Genomic DNA, 16322 nt, shown 5'->3' on the forward strand with positions numbered 1-16322 from the left:
TTCACCAATCAGCCAAAGACAAGGTTATATGACGGATTTTAAGTAGAATTTTGAGTTTAAGTATAGTTTTATCATGGATTTATAACGGTAATAATTATTACCGTATTTTATAAAAACACCCAACCACGTTAAGGAATGACGATATGAGTATTGATGCATTTAAAAGTAATTGGATGACTGAAGAGCATGAAATGGTGTATGAAAGCGCCTTAAAAATGTTCCAAAGTTGGGAAGATAAAGACGAGCAGTGGCGAAAAAACGGTAAGATTGACCGTGAGGCGTGGTTAGAGGCAGGCGAGATGGGTTTTTTGTGTGCTTCTATGCCTGAAGAATATGGTGGTGGTGGCGGTGATTTCGGTCACGAAGCCGCCATTCTTTTGGCGCAAGCACAAGCCAATCAGTCAGGCTTTGGCGGTATGGTTCACTCGGGTATCGTAGCGCCTTATATCTTAAAGCATGGTACAGAAGAGCAGAAAAAAGCCTGGATACCCAAGCTAGCAACTGGCGAATATGTGGGTGCCATTGCCATGACAGAACCTACCACAGGCTCTGACTTACAAGCCATTAAGACCTATGCGGTGAAAGACGGTGATGACTATATCATTAACGGCTCCAAAACTTTCATCACCAACGGTCAACATGCCAACCTAATCGTATTGGCTTGTAAAACTGACCGTGAAAAGGGCGCACAGGGCGTTTCATTAATCGTAGTTGAAACAGATGGTTTAGAAGGGTTTGAGCGTGGCCGCAACCTTGAGAAAACCGGTCTGTCCGCTCAAGATACCTCAGAATTATTCTTTAGTAATGTCCGTGTTCCGCAGTCGAATCTATTGGGCGGCGTTGAAGGGCTGGGCTTTATCCAAATGATGCAAGAGCTGCCTCAAGAGCGATTAATTATTGCGCTAAGTGGTTGTGGTGCTATAAAACTAGCATTAGAGCTTACCCTTGACTATGTCAAGCAGCGTGAAGCGTTTGGTCGTCCTATTTGGAAATTCCAAAACACCCGCTTTAAATTAGCAGAAGTACAAGCAGATTATTTAGCGGTACGTGCGCTATGTGACTCTGCCATTGAGGCCATGATTGAAGGTAAGCTTACTGCGCCACAAGCCTCATTAATCAAATACTGGGTCACTGAAAAGCAGTGTAAAGTAATCGATGAGTGCTTACAGCTATTCGGTGGTTATGGCTATATGAGCGAGTATCCAATCGCTCGTATGTACGCTGATGCCCGTGTACAGAAGATCTACGGTGGTACCAATGAGATTATGAAAGAGCTGGCTTCTCGCTTTATGTAGCCTCTCATCCTCTAATGCTTAGTTTACCTTATAGCGTCACCTTGACTTGCTTAAGGTGACTGCCAAACACTAAAGACAAAAGACAATTGCTAAGCATTCATACTGACCTCAGTGGCTTTAGCTTGGTTAATGAAATCGGGTCAGTGAGTGTCTGCTTAATATGCCATAATGAATCACAGAAAGTGCTGCTGTAAAAGCTAAGTAAGGCTTAACAGCAACAGCAGATTTTAAATCGATTGAAAACTATTTTAGGAAATTAAAAAAGGGATTTTTATGACTGAAGTTGCCTACATCTATGATGCCATTCGTACCCCCCGCGGCAAAGGGAAAAAGGACGGCTCTTTGCATCAAGCCTCTCCAATATGGCTAGTTCGCACGCTATTAAAAGAGATGCAACGACGTCACAACTTAGACACCAGTTTAGTAGATGATGTGGTCTTAGGCTGTGTCACCCCAGTGGGTGAGCAGGGCTCTGATATTGCACGAATCGCGGTTATTGACGCCGAGTGGCATCAGAGCGTGGCCGGGCTAACTCTGTCACGCTTTTGTGCCTCTGGATTAGAGTCAATCAATCTAGCCGCTACCAAAGTCATGTCGGGTATGGAAGACCTAGTGGTCGCCGGTGGTGTTGAGTCTATGAGCCGAGTGGCTATGGGCTCAGATGGTGGTGCGTGGTATATGGACCCGCGTGTCAATGATGCGGTTCAATTTGTGCCTCAAGGTGTCGGAGCGGATACTATCGCTACACTACGTGGCTTCAGTCGTGAAGATGTCGATGCTTTCGCTACTGAATCGCACCGAAGAGCTGCCGCCGCTTGGGAGAAAGGCTACTATGATAAATCTGTGGTGCCTGTTACCGACATTAATGGTCTTTTATTATTGGACAAAGATGAGACCATTCGCCCCAACACTTCGGTTGAAACTTTAGCCAAATTAAACCCTTCCTTTGCGATGCCCGGAAAAATGGGCTTCGATGGCGTTATCCTAGATAAATACACTACGATTGAAGAGGTCAATCACGTTCACCATGCAGGTAACTCATCAGGTATTGTTGATGGGTCTGCGCTGTGTCTCGTGGGCAGTAAGGCCGCTGGTGACAAAGCCGGCCTTAAGCCTCGCGCCAAGATTACCATGGCCTCTGTTATTGGTTCAGAGCCTACCATCATGTTAACCGGTCCAACCCCAGCTTGTCATAAAGCCCTAAACAAAGCAGGCATGAGTGCTGCTGATATTGATCTATGGGAGATTAACGAAGCCTTCGCTGCAGTGCCGATGAATACCGCTGCTGATTTGGGTATATCGCTAGATAAAGTGAATGTTAATGGGGGCGCTATTGCTATGGGTCATCCTTTAGGGGCGACAGGCGCTATGCTGGTGACTACTGTATTGGACGAGTTGGAACGCCGTGATTTGAATACCGCTATGATTACCCTGTGTGTGGGAGGGGGTATGGGGATTGCTACTATTATTGAGCGGGTTTAAGACGACTTGCCAATCATCTTAACCCTTTAAACTATATCCTCTCTGTTGCCTAGATACGGAAATAACATACGCCTACATTAAGTGTAGAAATAATAAGGACATAACATGAGCACCAATAGCGTAAATATCATTAACCAGTTGAACAATTTTTCTGCAGAAGCTGACAACGGCATCATCACCGTTACCATCGATCAAAGCGATCGTAAAATGAACGTCATTGGCGATGGTTTTAATGAATCATTTGCTACTTTAACCGACGCCTTTATCAATGATGATGCCGCTAAAGGGCTTATTCTAACCTCTGGTAAGTCAACCTTTGTGGTCGGTGCTGATATCGATCAATTGGCTAAGGTGGAAAGCGCAGAACAAGCATTTGAGTTAGTAGAAGATTTAAAAACAAGCTTACGTAAGCTAGAAACGTCAGGCAAACCAGTCGTAGCCGCCATTACCGGCACCGCTTTGGGTGGTGGATTAGAGCTGGCTTTGGCCTGTCATTACCGCATTGCTATTGATTCACCAAAGACCAAACTGGGTCTGCCAGAAGTGAAATTAGGTCTATTGCCAGGTGGTGGCGGTACTCAGCGTCTACCTCGTTTAGTAGGTATTCAAAAAGCACTTGAGTTAATGACTCAAGGCAAAGAGCTCCGTCCTCAGCAAGCTGTTGAAATTGGTGTTATTCATGATACCGCCAAAGACAATGAAGAGCTTATCAGCAAAGCTAAAGAATGGATTAATAACAATCCTAAAGCTAGCCAGCCTTGGGATGAAAGAGGTTTCAAAATTCCAGGAGGGGATAGTAAGCACCCTAAAGTGGTTCAGGTCTTCTCAATTGCCCCAGCCATGGCCAATCAAAAATCACATGGCAACTATCCTGCCATTACGCACATTCTATCGAGTGTGTTTGAGGGCTGTTTAACCGACATCGATAATGGCCTGAAAATTGAGTCGCGTTATTTCGTAGCCTGTGCCTTGTCTGATGTGTCGAAAAACATGATTAATACTCTTTGGACTCAGCTGAATAATATTAAGAAAGGTCAGTCACGTCCTGAAGGGTTTGAGCGCTCTAAAGTAAGCAAAGTGGGTATACTTGGTGCCGGCATGATGGGCGCTGGTATTGCTTATGTTTCTGCCAAAGCGGGCATGGAAGTTGTGCTGTTAGATACCTCTATCGAAGGCGCTGAAAAAGGTAAAAACTATTCTGCTAAATTGTTGGATAAGGCAATTAGTCGTGGTCGTTCAACGGCTGAGAAGAAACAAGCTTTACTGGATAAAATTAACACCACTACGGCTTATGAAGATTTAGAAGGCTGTGACTTAATTATCGAAGCCGTATTTGAGGACATCGACGTCAAAGCGGCTTGTACTCGCAATACTGAAGCGGTTATCCCAGAAACTGCGGTTTATGCTTCTAACACTTCGACGCTACCGATTACTGAATTGGCCAAAGCCAGCAAACGTCCGAATCAGTTTATTGGTCTACATTTCTTCTCTCCGGTAGATAAGATGCCGTTGGTTGAAATTATTGTTGGGGAGGAGACAGACGATGCCACCTTAGCCAAAGGCTTTGATTATGTGGGTCAAATCGCTAAGACTCCAATCGTAGTTAATGACAGTCGAGGCTTCTATACTTCTCGTGTGTTTGGTACGTATGTCTCAGAAGGTATTGCAATGTTGGCCGAAGGCGTCCACCCCCGTAGCATCGAAGTTGCCGGTCTAAAAGCGGGTATGCCAATGCCACCACTAGCGTTACAAGACGAAGTATCGTTAAGCCTATCACTGCATGTCATGCAGCAAACCAAGCGTGCTTTACAAGCTGAAGGCAAATCCTTTACCGCGCATCCAGCCATGCCAGTCGTTGAAAAAATGGTAAATGAGCTAGGACGTGAAGGTAAGAAGGTTGGCAAAGGTTTCTATGACTATCCAGGAAATGGTGAAAAACGCTTATGGCCTGAGCTGACCAATCTTTACCCAACTAAAGAGGAGCAGCCCTCACAACAAGACTTAGTTGACCGATTACTGTACGTTCAAGCCAATGAGACTGCCAAATGTTATGAGGAGAACGTGGTAAGAACAGTAGCCGATGCGAACATTGGCTCTATATTCGGTTGGGGCTTTGCACCAAACCAAGGCGGTACGCTGCAGTTTATCAACTCAGTAGGCGTTAAAAAGTTTGTTGAGCGTAGTCGTGAGCTTGCTGCTGCCTACGGTGAGCGTTTTGCACCGGCTAACATTCTAGTAGAAATGGCTGAAAAAGGTCAGGAGTTTAGCGATGAGTAGTGCATTACTGGATCAAATGGCGGACTGTCTTCAAGGCATTAAAGTAGTTGATTTAACCCGTAATCTGCCTGGTCCCTTTGCGACTAGGCTATTGGCAGACCTTGGCGCACAAGTTGTTAAGATTGAGCCGCCACAAGGCGATCCCGCTCGTGCGTTTGGTGAATTATTTACCGCTCTAAACCATGGTAAAGATACTCAAAAAGTAGATTTCCGTGATGAGGCTGGTATCGATGCCATTAAAGAGCAGATAAAAGATGCCGATGTTATGCTCGATAGCTTTCGCCCTGGGATATTGGAAGCTATGGGCTTAAGTTTCAGCGCACTCCAAGTGCTGAACCCTAAGTTGGTTATGGTGTCTATCACCGGCTATGGTCATGCTGATGGCGAGTCGATAACTCACCAATGGAGTCAAAAAGCCGGTCATGACATTAACTTTATGGCGATGAGTGGCGTACTCGATCAGTTAAAGACAGCGGATGGCGGGCAAGCCATGCCTAACATTCAGTTTGCTGATCTAGCAGGGGGTAGTGATACCGCCGTGATAGCACTATTGGCAGCAGTTATTGCTGCCAAATCCACGGGCAAAGGTCGTCATATTAATATCAGTATGACGCATAGCTTATACCATCATATGGTGATGCCGAAGTCTACCGGTAAGCTTATCGCGCAGATGACTGGTAATAAGCCACTACCTCAATATGACTTCTTAGGAGGACTGTTGCCTTGCTATCGTTTATACAAGACATCAGATGACCGTTACATGGCGGTAGGCTCGCTTGAGCTTAAGTTTTGGCAGGGGCTTTGTGAAACATTAGAGTTAGCAGATTTAAAAAATACGCATTGGCAACGTGGGGTGTTACCGAACATGCCAGACAGTCGTGCGGCCATGAAGGCCGTGGCTGAGAAATTTGCAAGCCAGCCCTTATCATATTGGCAACAAGTCTTTGCTGACACCGATGTTTGTGTGACCCCTGTGCTTACGCTTGCAGAAGCTCAAGCTCACCCTCTATTCTCACACCAAGATGAATATGGAGCAACCGCAGGCTGGCAAGTAGTCAGTTAATTGCCAAGTCAACTCTAAACAGCACATTAAGTATTTGTAGTGGTAAGTTACTGTGCTATTGTAGTTTATAGGGCCTAGGTTTTTGGCGACTGTCTACAGCTTGTTTTTACTTTCAAGCTATTGTTTTAAGTTAGTCAGATCATCTATGATGGCCCTAAAAATATATACTCCAAACTTTATCTTTTAAAAGATAATGTCTGATAAAAATTAGCTCGCTTTGCTAAGGATTGGGTTTAGCGGGTTAATTTGAACAAAGTTTGTAAGACAATTGTTTTTACAAAGCAGCAAAATCACTTCAAGGCCGAAGTGACATTTATAACTATGGAAGGTGACTATGAATAAGTTTTGGACCGAGTTTTACCCGGAAAGCGTGGCGAAAGACATCCCTTATCTTGATCAATCTCTTAATGACTACTTTGATACCACCCTTACTGAATTCGCCAACGAAAAGTTCATGACTAACATGGGGGTGTCGTACACTTATAAACAAGTCGATGACATGTCGACCGCTATTGCCGCTTGGATTCAAAGTCTGGGATTGCCCAAAGGCAGTACTGTTGGGGTAATGATGCCCAACGTCAATCAATACCTACCCACCATCATCGGTGCGTTGCGTGCAGGTATGGTACTGACCCTCATTAATCCGCTTTACACGCCACGAGAACTGAAACATCAACTTAATGACTCTGACGCCAAGTTATTGTTTATTTTAGAGCCATTTTGTACCACTTTAGAATCAATTATTGATAAGACACCTGTTGAAACAGTCGTGGTGAGCGCTATCGGTGATATGCTCGGTACAGCGAAAGGTACCCTTGTTAACTTTGCGGCTAAATATGTTAAGAAGGCAGTGCCGAAGTATGATTTATCTAGATGCTCTAAGTGTAAAGTTGTTAACTTTAAAAACGTCTTAAACAAAGGCCCAAGTTTAAAATATACCCGTCCTAATGTTGATCCAGATGACTTAGCGTTAATTCAATACACGGGAGGTACCACAGGGGTCGCTAAAGGTATCTTGATTAGTCATCATAATGTGGTCTATGGTACAAAACAGTATGACGAATGGTTCCAGCCATTAAACTATGATCGAGACAAAGAAGGGCAGTTGACCGCCGTAATTGCTTTACCGCTGTACCATATCTTTGCTTTTATCATCTCTTTGCTCGGCTTTCGGAGCGGACAACACTTCTTACTGGTTACCAACCCCCGTGATATTGACGCCTTTGTTAAGCTACTAAAAAAAGAACAATTTCATCTGCTGCCTGCAGTAAATACATTATTCCAAGCTCTGCTAAATCATAAAGACTTCAAAACTATTGATTTTTCAAATCTAAAACTATCATTGGCAGGCGGCATGGCAGCAACTCCTGAGATGGCTCGTAGATGGCTGGCAGCCACAGGTCTTCCTATTATTGAAGGTTGGGGGATGTCGGAAACCCTAGGGGTGGGCACTGCCAACCCATTAACCAACACCGAGTTCAATGGCACCATTGGTATGCCGGTTCCAGGTATAGATATTAAAATCTTTGATGATGAAGAAAATGAGTTGGGGGTTAATCAAGAAGGTGAAATTGGCATTAAAGGTATGAATGTTATCAAAGGCTATCACAACCTAGATAACAGCAAGTTCTTCACCAAAGATGGTTTCTTAAAGACCGGGGATGTGGGAATTCTCGATGAAAAAGGCTATGTAAAACTATTAGATAGAAAAAAAGACATGCTTATTGTGAGCGGCTTTAATGTCTATCCAAACGAGATTGAAAGCGTTATTGAAATGCACCCTAAGGTTAAAGAATGCTCAGTGGTAGGCGTTGATGATGAGCTGCAAGGTCAATCTGTAAAATTGTTTGTGGTATCCGATGATAAAAGCCTAACTAAAGAAGAGCTTATGGCATTTAGTAAGAAAAATCTTGCCGGCTATAAACGACCTCGTGAAATCGAATTTATTAATGAGCTGCCTAAGTCAACTGTTGGTAAGATATTGCGTCACAAGCTCAGAAAGTAAGCTGTTTAAGATTAATAGTACTTTCAATTGATAAGAAAAAACCCTTACAAGCTATCGTTTGTAAGGGTTTTAGTCTGTTTTAGGTATCTATTAATATCTTATAAGGTGCTTTTAGGTGGTTCTGCAAGGGTATATTGCTCCAGACGTGGATAGCATAATGGTGGAGCACGGAAAGCAGTATTTAGTTTAGTCGGTTTAATTAGCCTTACCACATCGTGTACGAGATCAGATAACTCAGGAGGGACTCTTATAATTAATAATAAAACATTTTCTGCTGTTTCGGATATCAACTTAATTTATAAGACTTCTAATAACACCTATGCTTCTAATATTATATTATCTAGCCAAACAAAGTCCAAAAAGTCATGAACCGCGCCGTTCCAGGTTATTCAGGAATGCCGCAAAACCTTCCTTGGCTCGAGCCTGCAACCGACTACTAGTAATGACACGCACCTTATTACTCCATAAAATATTACAACCTTGGGACTCAAACCTATTTACCAAGTCCACATCTTCATGACAAGGTAGGGGAGCGAACCCGCCGAGCTTAAGATAAACCTCACTGCTAAAGCTCAAATTTGCACCGTGGATATGGCGATGTCCCATCTTATCTTGATAATGAGCCAGATAGTCCTCTTTGGTTTTTGGGGTTAAATGGTCCCATTGATCGATACTCACCACCCCGCAAATCATATCTATCGACGGCTTAGCATCGATGTGTTGTAAAATATGGGTAACTTGCTGCACCAGCCAGTTTGTAGTTACGATAGAATCGGCATCGGTACAGGCAATCCATGTAGCCCCTTGATCAATCGCCTGACGAATACCGGCATCACGTACTCGGCCGACACAGCGATAGTCACAGTTAATAGGATCGATGCCTGCAGCTCTAACCTTATTGAGGGTGTCATCTGTACAGCTATCGAGTACCACGATTGCAAAGGCTTCGATAGAGTCAGGCAATTGCTTGATAGCGGTGTTAATCGACCCAAGACATTCTGCAATGGAGTCGCCTTCATTGTGAGCCGGAATGACAATGCCAATTTTAAAATCAGGATTCAGCTTACTGTTTATAGTGGACACCTCTCATCTCTTGCATTGCCTGTTATTTTAATCCTCTTCCTGACCTTATTATGCTATCGCTCTGCTCTCTATCTGAGGGTTAAACCCATTGACTACTAACTCGGTCATAAAGCTAGCCCTAGACCAAATTTTCGCTCATAGCGACTGTATTTGACGATTTTTGCCAAATATCTAGTAAAAAATCGCTATCGACAACTTTACTCTGATGGGTAAAAGTTAGAGCGTGAGTATTTGCTTGTTTTATTTGATTAAACGCTTGATATAAGCGCTGATGTACCTTCTCGCCATTCAGCTCAAAGCCCTCAATGTCATACCGCCAATGACAGCAGAGTACGGTGCCCCCAGTAGCAAGATTTTGTTCAATCCAAGCAATGACCGTATCTATATCGTCGGCTGCTAAATAATATAAAATCTCACTAATTACAATCAAATCAAAGGGTGCTTTTAAAGCAAGTGGGTTATCTGAGATAGGCTCATTGTCGATAGTGAGCAATACCTCTGGTATAACCCCTTGGATTACTCGTACATGAGGCAAGTCAGCCAAGCGTTGTTGGGCAAGTTGTACCGCTTGTTTATTGCCATCAATGCTCAATAAAGACTGACAGCGCTGAGCGAGTAGCTCGCTAAACACGCCATTCCCACACCCTAATTCAATAGCTCTGCCGTATTCGGCTTGGGGTAAGACCGCCAGACACATATCGCGTTTACGTCTTTCGTACCAACGGGTTTGATATTGCCAAGGGTCGGTATTGTCCTGATATAACGCATCAAAATAGGATTCTGAATAAGAATGACAGTCTGAATCAGTAGGGCTACTAGTCGGTAAACTGCCATTTGTAGGGTTAGTTTTATGCTTCATATAGGTATACCTCCCAAGGCTGACTAACTCGGGCAATAGTTTGGCTAGATAAAATAGGGGGATTGCCGGTACTGTCATCCGCGCTAACTTGACTCTTAAAACAATGAATGGCGTCCACTTTGCGCTGTAATTGCTCGGCAGTTAACTCAAGTCTGACCGCGTTTTGCCAAGGTATGCGATTATCAGCTGGTTTGGCCCAATGCCATGCCCATATTAGGGCTTGATAGCAAGCCAAATTATGCTGCTTAGCATAGGCAGTGATTACTTGGCCTGTGGCTTCGTGATCAGGATGTCCATCGTGCTCAAAAGGCGTGACTAGGATATCGTTTGGCTGAATAATAGCGTTAAGCTTTTGGTGTAATAGATGGCGGTGTTCAAATACTTGACCATCCTGCAAATTCAAAGCTACGCTTGCGACTTGATGCTTTATACCCAGTGCTTCTAAAGCGGCAAGACTTTCGTTAGGACGGATAACTGCCAGCTTATTGGGTGGATAAATTTCAGAGTCTGGATGACTTTGGGTGCCATTGGTGACATAGACCAATAATAAGGGATTGCCATTAGCAGCTAACTGTTGCAGTAATCCAGCACAGCCCAATATCTCATCGTCAGGGTGCGGCGCAAAGACACATACCCGAGGAGGCTGCCCCGCTGTTTTAGAGTTAGCAGAGGCTGAAGTGGCAGGGGAATCAGATGATACAGCGGATGGCTCAGATGAGGTCAGATCTGCAGCAAAATCTTTGCTAATATCTAGTCTGGGTAAGTCATGCAACCCTTGCCAATTCTGCCAAGCTTGTTGACTGGTTCCTTCCCCTTCAATGACACGGTCGCCAACGATAGGATGATTATGCTTTGTGTTTTTAGAGCCGTCTTTATTGTCTGAGTGACTAGATTGAGATTTTGGTACAGACATGTCAGTATCAGAGCTTATAGTTGCCATCTATTACTTCCTCCTTGCAGGCAGGTCAACTGCCCAATGCTTTGTAAATCAAAAGCGCCGTGACTTTGACGAATAAATACCGTTAGATCCGCTGACAAAGTAGCAAAATGCGCATTACCACAAAAAGGCGCAGCCCCTAAAGCTTGTCCAACAGTCTCTATCACTTGTCGTGCCAGCTGCTCAATATTTGTTCTTAACTGGCGAATGGCAAGCTCATGATTGTTTTCAGGTTGACTGTCTATCAAATAAGCAACTTGATGTAAATACTGGCGAGAGACGGCTAAATCACTACTTATTTGTCCCAAATACATGGCTTTATAGTCGTTAGGCTTTTGCTGATATGACTCGACCAGATACGATGCCAAGCTGGCACTGGCCCCATACCAACAAGCAGCCACTCCTGCGGCACCATGCCAAAAGCCGACACGGTCTAGATAAGCATTGGGCGTACCTACTTGTGTGGCTGAAACATTATCAAAGCTAACAGTTGCAGTGTCTGTGGCCTGCATGCCTACCGCTTGCCAAGCTCTATTATCAATGTCGATGCCTTTTTGTTGCATGTCAACGGTCACTAGCTGCGATTTACCCTCGTCATCACGGTAAGTCATTAGGGCATAATCCACGATATTGGCACCTGAGCACCAAGATTTACAGCCACTTATTTTGCCATCTTGATAACGAACCGGGTTCGGGTGTCCTTCAGCTGCCCATACCGCCCAAAGCCCTTGTTGCGTTTCACCATAACCTAACTCATATAAGATACTTAGGGCGTCTAGATGCGACTCAAACCACTTGGCAATGGTTAAGTCTATCCCTGAAACATAGGCCAATATTTGCCAGCGCAGTAAAGTAAGCGAGTCGTTATTGTTGCTTATACTGTCTATATTTATATTACTAGCTATACTGCCATTACTAACTATATTGCCATTACTAGTTGAGTTGGATTGAGCAGGATGAGGTATTTTGGCAGAAAAAGTTAGCAACACTTTTAACACCTTACGGCGGATGTCATCGGTCATATTAAAAGTATTACTAAGTTTCATGTCCTTATCGATAGGCAACAGGGCTTCAACACTGGCTTTAATATTGGACAATAAATCGTTTCTAGACTCTAAAATTAACATAGCAAATTCCTAAGCTGTCTATAATGGACAGATAATTATTAAACCACTTGATATAAGTCATCCAAAAAGTCTTGCTGCCAAGACTGTAAGTTATCTTGCTTTAACCCCTTTAATAGAGCTTGATGGCGCTCTTTTCGCTCATGCAGGGGCATGGTAAGTGAAGTACTTAGTCCTTCAATAATACTCTCCGGCTTCTGGGGATCAATAATAACCGCTGCCTGCATTTGTTCTGCAGCACCAGCATAGCGTGAGAGTAATAACACCCCAGGATTGTCTGGGTTTTGGGCCGCAATATATTCTTTAGCGACTAAATTCATACCATCTTTAAGCGAATTTACCCAGCCGATATCACTGTGCCAAAAAGTTTTCATCAAGGTTTCATGACTCAATACATTTTCACAATAGCTGATTGGCTGCCAATGATTTTCTAACGGCGCCTTATAAATTGCATTAACATAGGCTGCGGCTTTGTCATTGATCAAAAACTGTTGATTAATGTCATGTACCGATTGCCTGACAGTGTCATAAAATTTTTGGTATACCCCCAAATCTAAACGACTAGGACAGGCTATTTGTAATAGCTTTAATTGATTTTGATAGGTCGGATATTGCTGCAAAAATATACTATAGGCTGAAAAGCGTTCTAACAGACCTTTAGAATAGTCAATCCTATCTACGGCGATAATCTTCTGGTCAGCGGCTTTCCTATTGATAGTTGTAGAAGAGGTTGGGGCGTGCTCGGCATTTAGATTACTGACAAGCTTTTGGATTTTGACCACATTAACCCCAATCGGATAGGCGTCGATTGACAACCTATGAGGACCGCTGAAACCAAGATTAAGGGTCAGACGATACGAACTTTTATGCTGAATTATTGTGCTATGTTGTAAGTAATGACTAATGACCTGTAAGCAATTAGATTTATCTTGCTGGGTTTGAGTGCCGATGACATTATAATGAGCCAGATGCCTAATCAGCTCCGGGCTTCTATCAAGCTGTTGCCAAAAGCTTAGAGGAGCGAAGGGAATGTGCAAAAAAAAGCCAATACGGTTGGTTATACCTAATTGTCTACAGTAATAGGCGACACTCAAAAAATGATAATCATGCACCCAAATCACATCATCGGGCCGGATAAACCGCTTAAGTTGTTTAGCAAATAGCAGGTTAACCGATTGGTAGCTATCATAGTCTAACGGTGATTGATCAATGAGATCGGTTTGCTCATGCGCTAAAGGCCACAGCACATTATTGGCGAAGCCGCAATAGTAATGCTCGTACTGCTTAGGAGTTAACGAGGTAGTGATATAAGTAATTTTTGGTTTAGAGATAGCGGAGTCCGCAGTTAGTAACGTTGTTTTATTATTAGTACTAAACTCATTGTCGCTACTCTGATAATAGTTATAAGGTACAGAAGTATCGGTCACAATATTATGATCATCAATTTGTCCATTCCATCCCATCCAAACTCCTGAACTTTCAATTAATACGTCAGATAATGCAACAGCAAGTCCACCAGCCATTGGATTATTGTCAGGCATTTTCACTCGGTTTGAGAGGACGAGTAAGCGACTCATACGCTGTCACTCATCGCAATTTTTAGAAAGCTATGCAGTATGTCTCTGACTTCATCAATATCCTGTACATAATAGTTGGCGCAAGTAGCTTCATTACCTACTTTAATCCCCATCCCTGTTAACAGCTTTGCAGATTTGCAGTCAGAGTCTAATGCAATACTGACATTTTGAACTTCTGCAAATCCCGCTTCATCGGTAATATCATCGCCAATAAAAATAGGGCATAGTGGCTCGCTATGTGATATGTGCTGCAATAAATCTAATATTGCTGAGCCTTTATTTACCGATTTAGGTATAGCTTCCCAGACATATTTACCTTGCTTAAGACTCCAACTATCAAAATTTTCTATTGCTTTTGAGATTAGGTCATAGCTGATATCCGCTAAAGTAGGATTTTTACGATAATGTAAAGCACAGGAGTAGGGTTTATTTTCTATATATAAATCGGGGTGGGGGAGGCAATAGTGAGTAACTGTTTCTTTGATTTGGCTAAGTTGTGCCAGATTAATATCGACCATATTGCCGTTCAACCACGATAACTGTAAACCGTGAGTTGCGGCAATTGGAACCTCTAAGGGGGATAACATTTGCTTAGCTTCATTAAGACTGCGTCCGGTGACGACACCAACCTTAACCCCATAATCTTGGAGAGCTTGTATTAGATCTAAGGTAGACTTTGGGATAAAGCTGTCTTTGGGGTCAACTGTAAACTCAGCAAGGGTGCCATCTATATCCAAAAATAAGCAATAAGGCTTTTTGTCATATAAAAAGTTAGCAAGTTTGTCCGGATGGATATATGTAGCAGGGGTAATTAAATCAGAAGTATTTGCTGAATTCACGGTTTTTCCCTTTACCTATCAACAGAGTATTTATTGAAATATAATCTTGAAATAATGCACAGTTATTTATAGGTAACTTTCTAATAATTATACTTATAATAAAAATAACCACTTTAGTATCGTGGCATATAGTTAGGGATATTGCGATGACAATAATGTATCGTTTGGTATGTATTTTGGGTGAGGTTTTTTACAATAAAAAATAAAGAATCATAGTCACTGCGACTGATTCTTGATAAGTAATTCTGATTGTTGTTTAGACCTGCGCTCATATAAAAAGGCCAGTTTATCGTGAAGATAAATTGGCCTTTTATATAATAAACCGTCAAATTTAGAGGATAAGCTAGCACTTAGTAGGCGATTCATAGACAAAAGTGGGCAAGATAATCTTCTCTATCCCCCAGCTTTCAACGGCGTTAATATACTCGTCGTAATCCATGTGGGACACAGAGCGTTTTTCTTCTGGGTGTCTATTAATATTTTATAAGCTGTTTTTAAGCGGATCCATTAGGATATGCTACAAACAGTTCATTAGCTTGAAGCTCAAAATTATTTTTTTAAATCTATAGTGCCAATCTCCACTAGCATAGGGGTTAGACAACTTGCATCTCCTTGTTTTGCGTATTCTTCTATATCATTATCGGGATAATATTTTGAATATTGTCCATTAGTTCTAATGTAGTCACCCATTTTAAAAATATATCCATTCAAACTTAAGGTTTTATTATATTCATTCCACTTAACAGCATTTTCAGGATATTTAGGAAACATAGCTGTCATGTAACTACCACCTTTTTGTATTAGGTAGAGACAACCTTTCTGCCATTTGAAAACTCCTTCTACAGATGCCATAGCCTGTGCTTGTGTTGTGGGATCAGTATAATAGTGAAAAATGCTGGTCTTTTGCGCAGGTTCAATGACTTTTTGAATAGGATTTATTACTTCCGTATTTTCAGCTGGAGCAGTTACAGGGTTTGTCGTACAACCGACTGCTAATAAGCTTGCTAGTATTAAAAAAGATTTTCTCATCTTTATCCCCTAAATTCTTGGAGCATACTCAACATTCCATTTTGAAGGTTGCACTGCTATGTACACTGATTTTATATAAATAGATTCAGAGTACTAATAGCAATATCTCACAGCTAAAGATTCAAGTCCTCACTAGAGAACCGAATTAGTAAAAGCACCTGATTGATTTCGCTAGGACTCGATTAAAGAGCTTTAAGTCGACTGTCCTAGGCACCCCGAGGTGCCGCCTAAAAGTGACATTTTTTACAGACCTTCAGGCTTATCAGTGGTTGGTGGTACTGAGTAAGTTCCCATAACATGGGCAACTATTTCGTCAGATCCATCTGAGTATAAAGAAACCTCACCTACGATTAGGGTTCTTCCTACTTTTAGCAGTTTGCATTCAGCAATAATGCGTGATTTTGCAGTGGGCTTACGTAAAAAGTTGATAGTCAAACTCGTGGTTACTGCTAACGGTACTATACCAATTCTACCTAATATGGCCACATAAAGAGCCACATCCGCAATTCCCATCATTACAGGCCCTGATACAGTGCCGCCAGGCCTCAACTCATCTATACCAATGTCATGGGATAAAATTGAACCATTGCTATTTACCGCTTCAATCTTGTACTTTGCTTGAGGGAACTCAGACTTCATGAACTCAGCTATCTCTTCCTTGGTTGCTGACATAAGACTTCCTTAATCTAGCTGTTATTGTTAATTATATTCTATCCTAACTTTTCAGATCACCACGATAATAAGTTATAAAG

13 protein-coding genes are annotated in these 16322 nt (G+C 42.5%); 5 read left to right on the forward strand and 8 right to left on the reverse strand.

Going from position 1 to position 16322, the window contains the following annotated elements; translation table 11 throughout:
• The first annotated feature begins 143 nt into the window (after positions 1-143).
• The 5 genes from G561_RS0107845 to G561_RS0107865 all read left to right on the forward strand — a co-directional run bounded on the left by G561_RS0107845 (position 144) and on the right by G561_RS0107865 (position 8122).
• Positions 144-1295, forward strand: coding sequence for an acyl-CoA dehydrogenase family protein (locus tag G561_RS0107845; protein ID WP_028859047.1), 1152 nt, complete (start codon positions 144-146; stop codon positions 1293-1295).
• A 273-nt stretch (positions 1296-1568) separates the two neighbouring features.
• On the forward strand, positions 1569-2777 hold the full coding sequence (locus G561_RS0107850) for an acetyl-CoA C-acetyltransferase (protein ID WP_028859048.1): 1209 nt from the start codon (positions 1569-1571) through the stop codon (positions 2775-2777).
• A gap of 105 nt (positions 2778-2882) precedes the next feature.
• Complete coding sequence (locus tag G561_RS0107855) at positions 2883-5054, forward strand: 3-hydroxyacyl-CoA dehydrogenase NAD-binding domain-containing protein (RefSeq protein WP_028859049.1); 2172 nt, start codon at positions 2883-2885, stop codon at positions 5052-5054.
• Positions 5047-6117, forward strand: a complete 1071-nt coding sequence (locus G561_RS0107860) for a CaiB/BaiF CoA transferase family protein (protein ID WP_028859050.1) — start codon at positions 5047-5049, stop codon at positions 6115-6117. Before G561_RS0107855 ends, G561_RS0107860 begins: the two co-directional genes overlap by 8 nt.
• A gap of 334 nt (positions 6118-6451) precedes the next feature.
• The gene (locus G561_RS0107865; protein ID WP_028859051.1) at positions 6452-8122 is read left to right on the forward strand and encodes an AMP-binding protein; all 1671 of its coding nucleotides are present in this window, start codon (positions 6452-6454) and stop codon (positions 8120-8122) included.
• A 363-nt stretch (positions 8123-8485) separates the two neighbouring features.
• Here G561_RS0107865 and G561_RS0107870 read toward each other — a convergent pair whose 3' ends face one another.
• The 8 genes from G561_RS0107870 to G561_RS0107905 form a co-directional block, all read right to left on the reverse strand.
• Positions 8486-9205 carry a glycosyltransferase family 2 protein gene (locus G561_RS0107870; RefSeq protein WP_081794417.1) on the reverse strand — a complete coding sequence of 240 codons (720 nt, stop codon included), beginning with the start codon at positions 9203-9205 and terminating at the stop codon, positions 8486-8488.
• Positions 9206-9323: 118 nt separating this feature from the next.
• A complete protein-coding gene (locus G561_RS14285) occupies positions 9324-10064 on the reverse strand; it encodes a class I SAM-dependent DNA methyltransferase (protein WP_051584452.1) in 741 nt (246 codons plus the stop codon).
• The gene (locus G561_RS0107880) at positions 10054-11004 is read right to left on the reverse strand and encodes a PIG-L deacetylase family protein (RefSeq protein WP_081794418.1); all 951 of its coding nucleotides are present in this window, start codon (positions 11002-11004) and stop codon (positions 10054-10056) included. The genes G561_RS14285 and G561_RS0107880 overlap by 11 nt, the downstream gene beginning before the upstream one ends.
• On the reverse strand, positions 10992-12128 hold the full coding sequence (locus tag G561_RS0107885) for an acyl-CoA dehydrogenase family protein (protein WP_028859054.1): 1137 nt from the start codon (positions 12126-12128) through the stop codon (positions 10992-10994). Before G561_RS0107885 ends, G561_RS0107880 begins: the two co-directional genes overlap by 13 nt.
• A 38-nt stretch (positions 12129-12166) precedes the next feature.
• Positions 12167-13702, reverse strand: a complete 1536-nt coding sequence (locus G561_RS0107890) for an alpha,alpha-trehalose-phosphate synthase (UDP-forming) (RefSeq protein WP_028859055.1) — start codon at positions 13700-13702, stop codon at positions 12167-12169.
• Positions 13699-14541, reverse strand: coding sequence for a trehalose-phosphatase (gene otsB / locus G561_RS0107895; protein ID WP_051584453.1), 843 nt, complete (start codon positions 14539-14541; stop codon positions 13699-13701). Before otsB ends, G561_RS0107890 begins: the two co-directional genes overlap by 4 nt.
• A gap of 549 nt (positions 14542-15090) precedes the next feature.
• Complete coding sequence (locus G561_RS0107900) at positions 15091-15570, reverse strand: hypothetical protein (RefSeq protein ID WP_028859057.1); 480 nt, start codon at positions 15568-15570, stop codon at positions 15091-15093.
• Between the two features lie 243 nt (positions 15571-15813).
• Complete coding sequence (locus tag G561_RS0107905; RefSeq protein ID WP_028859058.1) at positions 15814-16242, reverse strand: PaaI family thioesterase; 429 nt, start codon at positions 16240-16242, stop codon at positions 15814-15816.
• Positions 16243-16322 lie beyond the last annotated feature (80 nt).

It is taken from the genome of Psychrobacter phenylpyruvicus DSM 7000 = NBRC 102152 (genome assembly GCF_000685805.1).
GTDB lineage: Bacteria > Pseudomonadota > Gammaproteobacteria > Pseudomonadales > Moraxellaceae > Psychrobacter > Psychrobacter phenylpyruvicus.

Bases quoted from the DNA above. Each gene is read 5' to 3' on its own strand.
- G561_RS0107845 (WP_028859047.1), top strand. From the start codon at position 144: ATGAGTATTGATGCATTTAAAAGTAATTGGATGACTGAAGAGCATGAA.
- G561_RS0107850 (WP_028859048.1), top strand. From the start codon at position 1,569: ATGACTGAAGTTGCCTACATCTATGATGCCATTCGTACCCCCCGCGGC.
- G561_RS0107855 (WP_028859049.1), top strand. From the start codon at position 2,883: ATGAGCACCAATAGCGTAAATATCATTAACCAGTTGAACAATTTTTCT.
- G561_RS0107860 (WP_028859050.1), top strand. From the start codon at position 5,047: ATGAGTAGTGCATTACTGGATCAAATGGCGGACTGTCTTCAAGGCATT.
- G561_RS0107865 (WP_028859051.1), top strand. From the start codon at position 6,452: ATGAATAAGTTTTGGACCGAGTTTTACCCGGAAAGCGTGGCGAAAGAC.
- G561_RS14285 (WP_051584452.1), bottom strand. From the start codon at position 10,064: ATGAAGCATAAAACTAACCCTACAAATGGCAGTTTACCGACTAGTAGC.
- G561_RS0107880 (WP_081794418.1), bottom strand. From the start codon at position 11,004: ATGGCAACTATAAGCTCTGATACTGACATGTCTGTACCAAAATCTCAA.
- G561_RS0107885 (WP_028859054.1), bottom strand. From the start codon at position 12,128: ATGTTAATTTTAGAGTCTAGAAACGATTTATTGTCCAATATTAAAGCC.
- G561_RS0107890 (WP_028859055.1), bottom strand. From the start codon at position 13,702: ATGAGTCGCTTACTCGTCCTCTCAAACCGAGTGAAAATGCCTGACAAT.
- G561_RS0107900 (WP_028859057.1), bottom strand. From the start codon at position 15,570: ATGAGAAAATCTTTTTTAATACTAGCAAGCTTATTAGCAGTCGGTTGT.
- G561_RS0107905 (WP_028859058.1), bottom strand. From the start codon at position 16,242: ATGTCAGCAACCAAGGAAGAGATAGCTGAGTTCATGAAGTCTGAGTTC.